This window comes from Streptomyces sp. NPDC001153 (genome assembly GCF_053598315.1).
In genome coordinates, this window is the sequence record NZ_JBSFJZ010000026.1 from 138743 (window position 1) to 151409 (window position 12667).

Sequence of the window (12667 nt, forward strand, 5' to 3'; positions counted from 1 at the left end):
TGCCCCTCGGGACGTTCTGATTCGGTCATCTCCGTTTCCGCAGGCGTTCGCGGGCCGTTCCGGGGGGCGGGAAACTCCGTTGCACCGCATCACCAGCATCACCCAGGATGCGTGCATGAGCACGACGGGGGAGACCGCGCAGGCCGCGGACACGGCGCCCACGGGGGTGGCGCCATGAGCGCGCGCCTGCGCGGGATCGCCGCGGAGACCGAGCAGATCGTGGCGGCGGGCCGGTATCGCGCGCCCGGCGGCCGCGAGGTGTCCCTCGCGGCGCGGATCGAGGCCGCGCGGGCCGGGACGCGGATGTCCGGCCCGGAACCGGTTCCCGTTCCGGAAGCGGCTGCCGGACCGACGGCCGACACGGTCTTCGAGGTCACGGGCGAGAGCAGTCTGGAGGCCGCCCGCCGACTGGCCGGTGCTCCGGTCGCCGTCCTGAACTTCGCCTCCGCGCGCAATCCCGGCGGCGGCTACCTCAACGGCGCACAGGCCCAGGAAGAGGCCCTGTGCCGAGCCTCCGCGCTGTACGCCTGCCTGCTGGAGGCCCGGGAGTTCTACGACCATCACCGCGCCCACCGCGACCCGTTCTACACGGACCGGGTGATCCACAGCCCCTCCGTCCCGGTCTTCCGTGACGACCGGGGCCGGCTGCTGGCCGAGCCGTACTTCGCGGGCTTCCTGACCGCGGCCGCCCCCAACGCGGGCGTCGTACGGCGTACGGAACCGCAGCGCGCCGCCGAGCTGCCGGGCGCGCTCGCGGTGCGGGCCGAGCGGGTGCTGGAGACGGCCGCCGCCCACGGCTACGGCCGGCTGGTGCTCGGCGCCTGGGGCTGCGGTGTGTTCCGGAACGACCCGGCGCAGGTGGCGGGCGCGTTCCGGGCCCTGCTCGGCCCCGGCGGCCGGTTCGCCCGCACGTTCGAGCACGTGGTGTTCGGGGTGCTGGACCGGACGCCGGGAGCGGTGGTGCGGGAGGCGTTCACCCGGGCGTTCCCGGAATCCCGGGCCGGGGCGCCGTACGCCGGTCAGGTCCAGCCGTAGCGCTCGTGCAGCCGCTGCCGGACGAGGTTGAACCGCATCCGGTCCAGCGCGCACGCCTCTCGGCGCATGCCCTCCTCGTGCAGCCGCAGCACACGGTCCACGTCCACCCACGAGTCCCGGCCCGACCGGTCCCACGGCCCGCTGCCGATCGCGACCCACTCCCGGTCGCCGTCATGCCGCTTGCTGGACAGCTGTACGGCGAGGACGGTGCCGGCCGCCTCCCGGGCGACGACCAGCACCGGGCGGTCCTTGCCCCGGCCGTCGTTCTCCTCGAAGGGCACCCAGGTCCACACGATCTCGCCGGGGTCCGGGTCGCCGTCGTGGGCGGGGGAGTACTCGGTGCGCACCCGGCCGACCTGGCGCGGGTCGGCCTCGGTGGTCGCGTGGGGGCCGTAGCGGCCGGGGACGTTCTCATCGGTAAGCGTGGTCACGGGGGCACCCTAGTGGGCCGCCCCGCGTCCGTCCGTCACCCCGACCTTCCCCGGGCACGATGGACCGGCTGCCGGCCGCCGGCGGTACAGGGCAGGGAATTCCTGGCGGCCGGCTGACCAGGAGGGGCGGGGCGGCGGGAGACTCCAGGCGGTCGCTCGGTCGGGAGGGGGCGGGCAGGCGGCCCGAGCCCCTGATACAGGTGAAGCGGCCGTCAGGCGGCCCACGTTGCCGACGCGGACTCCGGCGGCCACCGTTCGTGCCAGCGCAGCTCCGCCTCCAACTGGGCGGCGAGGGAGACCAGCAGGGGTTCGCTGTGGGCGGGGCCGAGCAGCTGGGCGCCCACCGGCAGGCCGCCACCGGCGAATCCCGCGGGTACGTTCACGCCCGGCCAGCCCAGCACGTTCCACGGCCAGGCGTACGGGCAGGCGGCGATCATCGCGCGGTCCGTGGCCAGCCCGCCCAGCCGGTACAGGGCGCCGATCCGGGGCGGGGGAGCGGCCGTCGTCGGCGCGAGGATCACGTCGTACGACCCGAAGAACCGGCCTATCCGCCGGTGCAGCACAGCCTCCGCGCGCCGGGCCGCCCTGAGCGGGGCCCCGCCGAGCAGCCGGCCGAGCCGGGCCGCGTCCCGGGTGCGCGGGTCGAGCAGCGCCGGGTCGGGCGCCTCGCGGACGTGCTCGGCGATACCGGCGGTGGCGCGCGGGACGAAGGCCAGCCCGATCTGCCCGTACGGCGGATCGGCCTCTTCTACCTCGTGCCCCAACGCGGCCAGTCTCCCGGCCAGTTCGACGACCCGGGCACGGACCTCCGGGTCCAGCCGGACCGGAACGGCGGTGAACGGCGGCTTCAGGGACAGGGCGATGCGCAGCCTGCCCGGGTCGCGGCCGACCGCGTCCGCCACCGTCAGCGCGGGCGGCCGGTGGGGGTCCCGGTCGTGGTTGCCGCTCGCCGCGTCCAGCAGCAGGGCCGCGTCGGCGACCGTGCGGGCGAGGGTGCCGTTGACCGTGATGCCCTGGAACGCCTCACCGCGCGGCCAGGTGGAGATGCGGCCCCGCTGCGGCTTGATGCCGATCAGACCGGTCCACGCGGCCGGGATGCGCACCGAGCCCGCGCCGTCGGAGCCGAGCGCCGCGGGGACGAGCCCGGCCGCGACGGCGGCGGCCGAGCCCCCGGACGAACCCCCGGGTGTGTGCCCGCGGTGCCACGGATTGCGGGTGTCCCCGAACGCCGGCCCCTCGGTGAACGGCCACTGACCCAGCTCGCACGTGTTGGTCTTGCCGACGATCACGGCGCCGGCCGCGCGCAGCCGCCGCACCGCCTCCCCGTCCTCGGTGACCGCGGGGAACTCGCCGGGGCAGCCGAACGCGGTCGGCTCCCCGGCCACGTCCATGTCGTCCTTCACCGCCACCGGCACCCCGAGCAGCGGGCGCCGCGCCCCGGCGGCCAACTCGCGGTCGGCGGCGTCCGCTTCGGCGAGCGCGGCCTCGGCCCGTACGATCCGGAAGGCGTTCAGCGTCCCCTGCGTGGCCTCGATCCGGGCCAGCGCCCGCTCGACAAGCGCCCGGGAGGTCACCTCCCCGTCGGCCAGCGCACGCCGGGTCTCCACGAGACCGGCGGAACGGTCGTGCGTCATGGGCGGGCACCTCCGGGGCCTCCGGGACCGATGTCTACCGAACGGTAACGTCACATCCGGGCTGCCGTACGGGTTTCGCCCCGTTGCCTCGCCCAGCGCCGAGGGAGGGGCCGAGCTGACGGGGTGTGGCGTGCAGGCGCCGCCGGGCCGTCTCGTCGGCCGCCCGCGCGGGAGTCACGCCCTCGCGGTCCGCGGTGTCGAGCAGTTCCCCGACGGTCCGATCGATGGCGAGGACGCGCGCGGGCCTCCTCGGGTCCGACGCGGTGCGGCTCGGCGCTGACGGCGTTGACGACTCCGCCCGCGCCGACGACCAAGTCCGCTACCCCGCAGATGCCATGACGGTGCTTCAGATCAGCGCGGCATCGACTCCCTGGTGAGCGGCGATCCGAGAGCCGCGGGGACGACGACGTCGGCCTCCTCGTGAGGATCTCCTCCTGGCTGCGCCACGCCGCGCCGAGCGCGTCGGCCGTACCGCGCCTGCCGGGGTCGATGTCGGTGATCGTCAGCTCGGCCCCCTCCGCCGCGAGGCGGTGACATCGGAGGGAACGAACGGTTGGAAGATGGGCAGCGTCTGCGTCCATGGACGGCAACCCCGGTCCGCCCGCCGCTCCGTGCGCCGAGGTGCCGTAGCAGGCCCAGTGCGGTCAGCAACGCGACCAGGGCGCACAGCCCGGACCAGCCGTATCCCGCGTACGCCCGGGAGCCGAGCCAGGAACCGAGGCTGCCGCCCAGGTAGGCGCAGGTCATGTAGGCGGTGTTGAGGCGGCTGCGGACGCCGGCGGCGAGGGCGTAGACGCGCACCTGGTTGGCGACCATGCCGGACTGCATGCCGATGTCCAGCAGCAGTGTGCCCGCCACCAGCGACAGCAGGCCGGGGGTGCCGCCGAGGCCCCCGAGGGCGAGGATCGCGGCGGACGCGAGGACCAGCAGGAAGCAGACCAGGTTCACCGGGTCGGCACCGCGCCGGTCCACCAGCCGGCCCGCGACCGGAGTGATGAGCATCGTCACCGCGTTGACCAGCGCGAGCAGACCGACCGCGTCCGTGCCGAGGCCGTACACCGGGCCCGTCAGCAGCAGCGCAACCCCGGTCCACACCGCGGAGAACCCGGCGAACACCGTCGCCTGGTAGAAGGAGGAGCGGCGCAGGGCCGGTTCGGCGAACAGGAGGCGGACGGGCTCGGTCAGCAGCCGCGGGTAGCGCAGCCGGGACGGCGCCGCCGTGCTCGGGAGCGCGCGGGCCAGGAGCAACGCCACCGCGAGGGAGAGCAGCGCCGCCAGGGCGTACGGTGCCCGCCAGCCCAGCCGGTCGCCGAGGGCGCCGCCCGCCGCGCGCGACAGCAGCATGCCCGCGAGGGCCCCGCTCAGCAGCGTGCCGCCGACCACGCCCCGCCGCTCCGGCGGGACCAGTCCGGCCGCCAGCGGGCCGGCCAGCGGGGCGATCACCGTGCTCGCGCCGACCAGCACGCTCGCCGCGAGCAGCGGCGGCAGCGCGGGCGCGGCGGCAGCGGCGCACAGGCCGAGGCTCGTCAGGCAGAGCAGGGTGACCAGCAACGGGCGGGGCGGCAGCCGGTCGCCGAGCGGGACGAGCAGGAAGATGCCGGCCGCGTACCCGAACTGGGTCGCGGTCACCACCCCGGCCGCCGTGCCGGGGGAGACGCCGAGACCCGCCGCCACGAGCGGGGCCACGGCCTGCGGGAAGTACACATTGCCGACCGCGACCCCGCAGGCCATCGCCAGCAGCGCAACGAGCCGCGGGGTACGCTGCCCGGTGTGGTGATCCGTCATGTGCCGAAGTCCACGCCCTGCGCGGGCGGTTGGCGAAGGATGTAGCCGGGGGCTTAATGATCAGCTTCCGGCTCGGGGTCGACGACCTCGCCGACACCCGGTTCGCGATCTCCCCGCTGGGCGAGCTGATGGAGAGCCTCCGGGTTCTGCGGGCCCCCGCCCTGCACCCTCTGCACCGCGGCTGGCGCCGCACCGTGCTCGCCGCCCTCGACCCCGCCGATCTGCCCCTGCTGGCGGCCCTGGTCGGTCCGACCCTGGCCCTGCCCGACTTCCTGACGCCCCGGCCCACCCGCTACACCGCCACGCTGGACGAGGAGCTGACCGTCGTACGGGCCACGCCCCCGGAGGTCGTACGACGCGACCTGCGCGCCGCGCACGCCCCGCGTCCGCTCCCGGGCGCGCTGCGGCGGGCCGGCGCACCCGGCGACGGCCCCGTCCTCGAACTCCTCGACGCCCTCTGCTCGTTGCTGCACCGCTACTGGCAGACGGCCCTGCAGCCGCACTGGCCCCGGATCCGGCTCGTCCTGGAGACCGACATCACGCACCGCGCGGGGCTGCTGGCCACCGGCGGCGCGCGGTCGCTGTTCGCCGGTATGCATCCGAACCTCGGCTGGCGGGGCGGCGTCCTGACCATCGACAAGATGATCGGCCGGCACGCGGTCGACGGCGCCGGACGGGGTCTGCGGCTGGTCCCCTCGGTGTTCGCGCACAAGCCGGCGCCCCCGATCAGCGCCGACGCGCCGCCGATGCTCGCCTACCCGGGGCGCGGCACCGCCACCCTGTGGGAGCCGGAACCGGCGCCCGACGCCTCCGCGCTCACCGCCCTGCTCGGCGCACCCCGCACCACCCTGCTGCGGCTGCTCGCGGAACCCCTGCCCACGGTGGAACTCGCCCGCCGGCTCGGCGTGACCCCGAGCGCCGTCTCCCAGCACCTGCGGGTCCTGCACGCCACGGGCCTGGTGACCCGCACCCGGGACGGCCGCCGGGTGCTGTATCGGCGCAGCGCGCTGGCGGAGCGCCTGGTCGGGCACTGAGGGAGCGGCGCACGCGCTGAGGGGAGCGGGGGCGCGGCGCGGGGCCGGCCGGGTGGTGGGCTCGTGGTGAGGCGCGCGAACGCTGCGGGCGGCCCGTGCCCGCGGCTCGGCATGACCTCGGCGTGGATGGAGCGGCTTCGCGGCCCCGGCGGTGGAGACCGGTTGGCCTCGACTGAGCCACGCGAACGCGGAAAGGGGCCACGCGAACGCGAAAAGGGGCCGGACGCGTCCGGCCCCTTCACGGTGCGTACCACTCAGTACGACTCAGGCGGCCGCGGTCTCGCCCACGTTCCCGTGCAGACGGGCGACGACCTCGGTCAGCTGGGCGGCGACCTCGGCGTCGTCGACCGGGTGGGTCTCGGCGAAGCGGGTCAGGGAGCCCGGGATGGACAGCTTGATGTCCTCGATGACCTTGCCGCCGGCGATGCCCACGGCCTTGCGGGCCTCGTCCTGCGCCCAGACGCCGCCGTACTGGCCGAAGGCCGTGCCGATCACGGCGACCGGCTTGCCACCGAAGGCGCCGGCGCCGTACGGGCGGGACAGCCAGTCGATGGCGTTCTTCAGGACGGCCGGGATAGTGCCGTTGTACTCGGGGGAGAAGAGCAGGAAGGCGTCGGCGGCCTGCGCGGCCTCGCGCAGCTTGGTGGCGGCGGCCGGGACGCTGCCCTCGACGTCGATGTCCTCGTTGTAGAAGGGGACGTCGGCCAGGCCTTCGTACAGCACGACCTCGGCGCCCTCCGGAGCGAGCTTGACGGCGGCCTCGGCCAGCCGGCGGTTGGTCGAACCGGTACGAAGGCTGCCGACGAGCGCGAGGATGCGAACAGACATGGGAACTCCAAGAGGCTGAAACGTCGCCGTTACGATCCGGACCGAGGTCCGCTTAGTTTTCTAGCACCTTAACCGGACCGCGGTCCAGTTTTGTTCCCCATGCTTTACGCTTGCTTCATGTCCAGCGCTCTGCCGCCGTTCCCGCCACCTCAAGAACCCCTTGACGTCCCTCAGTTGCTCGAGGTCGGCATGGGGCCCGAGGAGCCGTGCCTGCGTGCCGACGCGGCGCGCAACCGGGCCCGGCTGCTGGAGGCGGCCGCGCGGCTGATCGCGGAACACGGAGTGGCCGGGGTCACCATGGAGGCGGTCGCGGCGGCGGCCCAGGTGGGCAAGGGCACGGTCTTCCGCCGGTTCGGCGACCGGACGGGGCTGCTGATGGCGCTGCTCGACCACTCGGACCGGACGCTGCAGGCCGACTTCCTGGGCGGGCCTCCGCCGCTGGGGCCCGGGGCGCTGCCCCTGGAGCGGCTGCGGGCGTTCGGCGTGGCGGTGCTGTACCGCCGGGTCGAGCAGCTCGACCTGCATCTGGCCGCCCAGACGGAACCAACCCGCCGGTTCTCGCACCCGGCGGTCACCGCGCTGCGCACCCACGTGACGATGCTGCTGCGGCAGATCGTGCCGGAAGCCGACTGCGAACTGCTGTCCCAGACCCTGCTCAACTCGCTCGACCCGGCCCTGATCCACCACCAGACCAGGCAGTGCGGGATGCCCATGGAGCGGCTGGAGACCGGCTGGATCGACCTGGTCGCCCGGGTCACCGGCACGCGCGCCCCCAGCTGAGCCCGCACTCGACGCCCGGCGCCCTCCCCGACACCCCGCCCGCACCCCTCACGCGGCCACTCCGCCGAGCCCCGGGCGGCGATCCGCGCGCAGTTGATCTGCCGGGCGCGGGGCCCGGCCACTCCATGGCGACCGGGCCGAGCCCGGGCCGGCGATCCGCGCCCGGTCTCCCCGCCGAGCCCCGCTGGGCCACCCGCAGTCGCCCACCGGGCGGCGGCCGTCCGCTTGGCGCCACCCATGGCAACCCCGATCCACATCCCCCATGGCAGCTCCGCTCGGCGCCCGTCAGCCGCTCCGGGGTGCGAACTGGTCGAGCAGGCCCTGTGGCGCGTCGGCGCGGAACAGGAGCGCGGCATTCTGCGCGGACTCCGCCGCGGACGCCTCCGCGCGCCGGAACATCCGGTCTTCGTAGGCGGTGAGCGCGGCCCCGGTGTCGTCGGGGTGCGCGGCCAGTGCGAGGCCCAGTTCGGCGCCGTCGAGGAGCGCCAGATTGGCTCCCTCGCCCGCGAACGGCGACATCAGATGGGCCGCGTCCCCGAGCAGGGTGATCCCGGGCACCCGGTCCCAGCGGTGGCCGACCGGCAGGGCGTGGATCCGCCGGGGCACCAGCGCCCCGTCCGCGTCGCCGATCAGGGCCCGCAGGGTCTCGTCCCAGCCGTCGAACTCCTTCAGTACCGCCGCCTTCGCCGCCTCGGTGTCGCCGAAGTCGATGCCGTCCAGCCAGTCCTCCGCCGCCTCGACGGCCGCGTACACATGCAGACTGCCGTCGGTCTCGCGGTGCGCGAGGAAGCCACGGCCCGCGCCGAGCGCGAAGAGCATCCCGCCGCCCACGACCGCCGCGCTCGCCGGATGGCGCAGGTCCGCCTCCCGCAGGTCGGCCTCCACGAAGGACACACCCGTGTACGAGGGCCGGGCGGGGGAGAGCAGCGGGCGGATCCGGGACCACGCGCCGTCCGCGCCGACCAGCAGGTCCGTGGTGAACCCGGTGCCGTTGGCGAGCGTGACCTCGTGCCGGCCGTCGCCCAGCGGGCGCGCTCCGGTGACCTTGGCACCCCAGCGGACCGTGCTCCCGGGCAGTGAGCCGAGCAGCAGCTCGCGCAGGTCGCCCCGGTCGATCTCGGGCCTGCCGCCGGCGCCGTCGTCGTCCTCGGCGAGCCGGACGGTGGCGTGCCGGTCCAGGACACGCATGGCCTGGCCGCCGGTGTGGACCCGTTTCAGGAACTCCTCGTGCAGCCTGGCCGCCCGCAGCGCCTCCTGGCCGGAGTCGTCGTGGATGTCGAGCATGCCGCCCTGGGTCCGGGCGGTCGGCGCGGGGTCCAGGTCGAAGAGGGCGGCCTCGATGCCGTGCACGTGCAGCACACGGGCGAGCGCGAGCCCGCCGAGCCCCGCGCCGACGACGGCGATCGGGTGGTGGGGGCGATGGCTGGTCATGGGACCTCCTGGCGGGTCAGTCGGGTACGGCGGTGCGCTCGATGCCGTTGATCAGGGTCTGGAAGGCCCAGGACAGACGGGCCTCGGGGGTGCCGGCGAGCAGTGCCCCGGCGCTCGCGGCGATGTGCGGATGGGTGTCGGCCGGCGCCTCGCGCAGGGCGCGGGTCAGGGCCTGCCAGTCGCCCGCGGAGTCCTCTCCGGCGTGCTCGGCGGCGGTGGCGGTGGCGTGCTGCAACAGCAGGTCGACGCCCCACGCGGCCTGTTCGCGCGGTACTCCGCCCGACTGGAGCAGGTCCAGCAGGGTCTCGATGAGCCGCAGATAGTTCGGGCCGCTCGGCCACGCGGTCAGTGCCGAGCGGGCCAGGCTCGGATGCTCCAGGAGCATCGCGGTGTAGGCGGTGAGCACCTTCTCCAGCCGCTGCCGCCAGTCGCCCTCCGCCGGGGCCGGGGCGACCGTGCCGAGCAGCTCGTCCAGGACGGCGGCGTGCAGTTCGTCGGTGTTGCGGACGTACACGTACAGCGAGGCGGGACCGGTGTCGAGCTCCTGTGCCAGCCGCCGCATGGTCACCTTGCGCAGTCCTTCCGCGCGCAGGATCGCGACGGCGGCGGTGACGATGCCCTCCCGGGTCAGGGCGGGCTTGGCGGGACGCTCGCGGCGGGAGCGGGGAGCAGCGGTCATGCCTCCACGGTAACGAACATGTTCGGCACGAACAAGTACGTGACGAACGTGTTCGTCGACGATCGTGCCGTCTCCTCCTGCTCAGTCGAGAAACCGCCTGGCCCTTTTCGTCGAAAGCCGAACCACGTCGCCCCGCCTCTTCCCGGCCCCCGCCCCTCTGTCAGGATGCGGTCTGTCATGGTGCAGATACCGAACACGCCCACGAGTGCCGATGTGGCCCGCCTGGCGGGCGTCTCGCGCGCGACCGTGTCCTACGTCCTCAACAACACCAGCGCCGTACGGATCAGCGAACCGACGCGCCGCCGCGTGCGCGAGGCCGCGCGGGAACTGGGGTACGTCCCCCACGCCGCCGCCCGCAGTCTGCGCGCCGGGCACAGCCGTATGGTCCTCATGCCCGCCCCCGCGATCCCGGTGGGCCCGCTCTACAGCAGGTTCCTCAACGAGCTGCAGTGGGAGCTCGGCCGGCTCGACTACACCGTCGTGCAGTACGGCACCGTCGGCCTCCAGGGTGACGAAGCCGCCCGCGCCTGGGCGGAGTTGCGGCCGGTCGCCGTCCTGGTGCCCGGCGCGGGACTCGGGTCGCAGGGCGTCGGGGTGCTCAAGCGCTCGGGTGCCCGGGCCGTGCTCACCCTCGGTCCCGAACGCGTCGACGGCGCGCACGCCCTGCTCATGGACCACGAGGCCGTCGGCGCATGCGCCGGCGCCCATCTGTACGCCCGGGGCCGGCGCCGGATCGGTGCGGTGGTGCCCGAGGAGTCCGGCCTGGAGGCCTACTCCCGCCCCCGGCTCGCCGGTGTGCGCCAGGCGCTGCACGGCACGGACGCCATCGTCACCGGGCTGCCGCTCGCGTACACCGAGGAGTCGGCCGCGCAACTGGCCGTACACCTGCGGGAGTCGGACCTTGACGCGGTGTTCGCCTACAACGACGAGTACGCGATGCTCCTGATGCGCGCCCTGCAGGACGCGGGGGTGCGCATCCCCGAGGACGTGGCCGTCATCGGCGCCGACGACCTGATGCTCGGCCGGCTGCTGCGGCCCCGGCTCAGCACGGTGCACGTCGAACTGCCCTCGGGCCGCGACCTCGCCGAACTGGTCGACCGGGTGGTCCGCGACCCCGGGGCCGAGCCGGAGGTGCACAGGGTCCTGGGAGCCTCGGTGGTCCAGCGCGAGTCCACCTGACGGTGGGGCATCGGTGGGAGCCGGAGCGCGGATGACGCCGGCCGGGTACACCTCCCGGTGGTGACGGGGTTCCGGAGAGGCGTCACCGCGATGTAGTTTCGCGCTCAACCAAATGGCGTCGAGGCGGGAGTTCCGTGCCGCCCGGCGATCGATCGGAGAGCCGTATGCCGCTGCTCGACCCGAAGACCTGGCAGGACCGCAGCCTGGCCGGACCCGCCCACACCGTCACCGAGCCCGCCACCGGCGACGCGCTCGGCACCGTCACCCTCGCGGCCCCCGAGGATGTCGGCCACGCGGCGCGGCTCGCCCGCGCCGCCCAGGCCGACTGGGTCCGCACGCCGCACTTCCAGCGGGCCCAGGTGCTGCGCAGGGCGGGGGACCTGTTCACCGGGCACGCCGACGAGTTGCGCGAGTGGCTCGTGCGCGAGTCCGGATCCATCCCGGGCAAGGCGGACTTCGAGCTCCACGTGGCCGCCCAGGAGTGCTACGAGGCCGCCGCCCTCGCCTCCCGTCCGACCGGCCAGGTACTGCCCAGCGAGGCGCCCCGGCTGTCGTACACCCGCCGGGTCCCGGTCGGCGTGGTGGGCGTGATCTCCCCGTTCAACGCGCCGCTCATCCTGTCCATCCGCTCCGTCGCGCCGGCCCTGGCGCTCGGCAACGCCGTGGTCCTCAAGCCGGATCCGCGCACCGCCGTCTGCGGCGGCCTCGCCCTCGCCGCCGTCCTCGCGGCCGCCGGCCTGCCCGAGGATCTGCTGCACGTACTGCCCGGCGGCGCGGAGACGGGCCGGGCGCTGGTGGAGGACCCGCTCGTCCCCGTGATCTCCTTCACCGGCTCCACCGCGGCGGGCCGCGCCGTCGGCGAGGCGGCCGGCCGCCAGCTGAAGCGGGCCCACCTCGAACTCGGCGGGAACTCGGCCCTGATCGTCCTCGCGGACGCCGACCTCGACGCCGTGATCTCCACGGCGGCCTGGGGCTCGTTCTTCCACCAGGGCCAGATCTGCATGACGACCGGGCGGCATCTCGTACACGCCTCGCTCTACGACGAGTACGTCGAACGGCTCGCCGCCAAGGCCGACTCGCTGGCCGTCGGCGACCCCCACCGCGAGCAGGTCCACCTCGGCCCGGTCATCGACGCGGGACAACTCGCCAAGATCGACGGGCTGGTGCGCACGAGCATCGCCCGCGGCGCGAAACTCGCCGCGGGCGGCACCCACGAACAGCTCTTCTACCGGCCGACCGTGCTGGCCGACGCGGGCGACGACACTCCGGCCTACACCGAGGAGGTCTTCGGGCCGGTCGCGCCGGTCCGCTCCTTCACCACCGCCGAGGAGGCGGCGGCGCTCGCCGCGGACAGCCCGTACGGCCTCTCCCTCGGCATCGTCAGCCGGGACACCGCGCGGGCCCTCGACCTGGCCGAGCGAATCCCCACCGGCATCGTCCACGTCAACGACCAGACCGTGAACGACGAGGCGGTGGCCCCCTTCGGCGGCGTCGCCGCGTCCGGCACCGGCGCCCGCTTCGGCGGCGAGGCCAATCTGGACGCCTTCACCGAGCTGCGCTGGACGACCGTACGCGGCGACGTGGCGCCGTACCCCTTCTAGGGCCTGTGTGAGGTCGTGATCAATCTCGGGTTCTGGTCCCGTGCGGGGACAGGACCTGGTAGGACGCTGGGTGTGACACGTAGGCAACTCACCGACGAGCAGTGGGAGTTCATCGAGCCGTACCTGCCGATAGGCGAGTACGGTCCGTACCCCGAGCGGCTGCGGGAGCAGTTCGAGGGGGTGATCTGGCGGTTCCGGTCCAGCGCCCAGTGGCGCGAGATGCCCTCCGAGTTCGGACCGTGGGCGACCG

Annotated in this window: 12 protein-coding genes; 6 read left to right on the forward strand and 6 right to left on the reverse strand. The window is 74.6% G+C overall.

The window, feature by feature from the left end; translation table 11 throughout:
- The first annotated feature begins 174 nt into the window (after nucleotides 1-174).
- Nucleotides 175-1035 (forward strand): TIGR02452 family protein, encoded by an 861-nt coding sequence (locus tag ACWDEN_RS28010; RefSeq protein ID WP_450860455.1) that lies wholly within the window; start codon nucleotides 175-177, stop codon nucleotides 1033-1035.
- On the opposite strand, the gene ACWDEN_RS28015 is transcribed toward ACWDEN_RS28010, so the two are convergent.
- The 3 genes from ACWDEN_RS28015 to ACWDEN_RS28025 form a co-directional block, all read right to left on the reverse strand.
- Nucleotides 1020-1466 (reverse strand): type II toxin-antitoxin system PemK/MazF family toxin, encoded by a 447-nt coding sequence (locus ACWDEN_RS28015; protein ID WP_351609738.1) that lies wholly within the window; start codon nucleotides 1464-1466, stop codon nucleotides 1020-1022. The genes ACWDEN_RS28010 and ACWDEN_RS28015 overlap by 16 nt on opposite strands.
- 212 nt (nucleotides 1467-1678) lie before the next feature.
- Nucleotides 1679-3100 carry an amidase gene (locus tag ACWDEN_RS28020; RefSeq protein WP_450860457.1) on the reverse strand — a complete coding sequence of 474 codons (1422 nt, stop codon included), beginning with the start codon at nucleotides 3098-3100 and terminating at the stop codon, nucleotides 1679-1681.
- 351 nt (nucleotides 3101-3451) lie between these two features.
- Complete coding sequence (locus tag ACWDEN_RS28025; RefSeq protein ID WP_450860459.1) at nucleotides 3452-4885, reverse strand: MFS transporter; 1434 nt, start codon at nucleotides 4883-4885, stop codon at nucleotides 3452-3454.
- Nucleotides 4886-4941: 56 nt separating this feature from the next.
- Between ACWDEN_RS28025 and ACWDEN_RS28030 the strand changes: the two genes are divergently transcribed.
- Entirely contained in the window at nucleotides 4942-5919 is a 978-nt protein-coding gene (locus ACWDEN_RS28030; protein ID WP_450860461.1) for a metalloregulator ArsR/SmtB family transcription factor, read from the forward strand.
- 264 nt (nucleotides 5920-6183) lie between these two features.
- On the opposite strand, the gene ACWDEN_RS28035 is transcribed toward ACWDEN_RS28030, so the two are convergent.
- Nucleotides 6184-6747 (reverse strand): NADPH-dependent FMN reductase, encoded by a 564-nt coding sequence (locus ACWDEN_RS28035; protein ID WP_351609729.1) that lies wholly within the window; start codon nucleotides 6745-6747, stop codon nucleotides 6184-6186.
- A 99-nt stretch (nucleotides 6748-6846) separates the two neighbouring features.
- Between ACWDEN_RS28035 and ACWDEN_RS28040 the strand changes: the two genes are divergently transcribed.
- On the forward strand, nucleotides 6847-7527 hold the full coding sequence (locus ACWDEN_RS28040) for a TetR/AcrR family transcriptional regulator (protein WP_351609726.1): 681 nt from the start codon (nucleotides 6847-6849) through the stop codon (nucleotides 7525-7527).
- Nucleotides 7528-7812: 285 nt separating this feature from the next.
- On the opposite strand, the gene ACWDEN_RS28045 is transcribed toward ACWDEN_RS28040, so the two are convergent.
- Both ACWDEN_RS28045 and ACWDEN_RS28050 read right to left on the reverse strand, forming a co-directional pair.
- Nucleotides 7813-8958, reverse strand: coding sequence for an FAD-dependent oxidoreductase (locus ACWDEN_RS28045; RefSeq protein WP_450860464.1), 1146 nt, complete (start codon nucleotides 8956-8958; stop codon nucleotides 7813-7815).
- Nucleotides 8959-8974: 16 nt separating this feature from the next.
- On the reverse strand, nucleotides 8975-9637 hold the full coding sequence (locus ACWDEN_RS28050; protein ID WP_351609721.1) for a TetR/AcrR family transcriptional regulator: 663 nt from the start codon (nucleotides 9635-9637) through the stop codon (nucleotides 8975-8977).
- A 165-nt stretch (nucleotides 9638-9802) separates the two neighbouring features.
- Here ACWDEN_RS28050 and ACWDEN_RS28055 point away from each other — a divergent pair, with 165 nt between their 5' ends.
- The 3 genes from ACWDEN_RS28055 to ACWDEN_RS28065 all read left to right on the forward strand — a co-directional run.
- Nucleotides 9803-10816, forward strand: a complete 1014-nt coding sequence (locus ACWDEN_RS28055) for a LacI family DNA-binding transcriptional regulator (RefSeq protein WP_351609718.1) — start codon at nucleotides 9803-9805, stop codon at nucleotides 10814-10816.
- A 164-nt stretch (nucleotides 10817-10980) separates the two neighbouring features.
- Nucleotides 10981-12417, forward strand: a complete 1437-nt coding sequence (locus ACWDEN_RS28060) for an aldehyde dehydrogenase family protein (RefSeq protein ID WP_351609716.1) — start codon at nucleotides 10981-10983, stop codon at nucleotides 12415-12417.
- Nucleotides 12418-12489: 72 nt separating this feature from the next.
- On the forward strand, nucleotides 12490-12667 hold a 178-nt coding region (locus tag ACWDEN_RS28065), incomplete at its 3' end, for a transposase (RefSeq protein WP_450860469.1).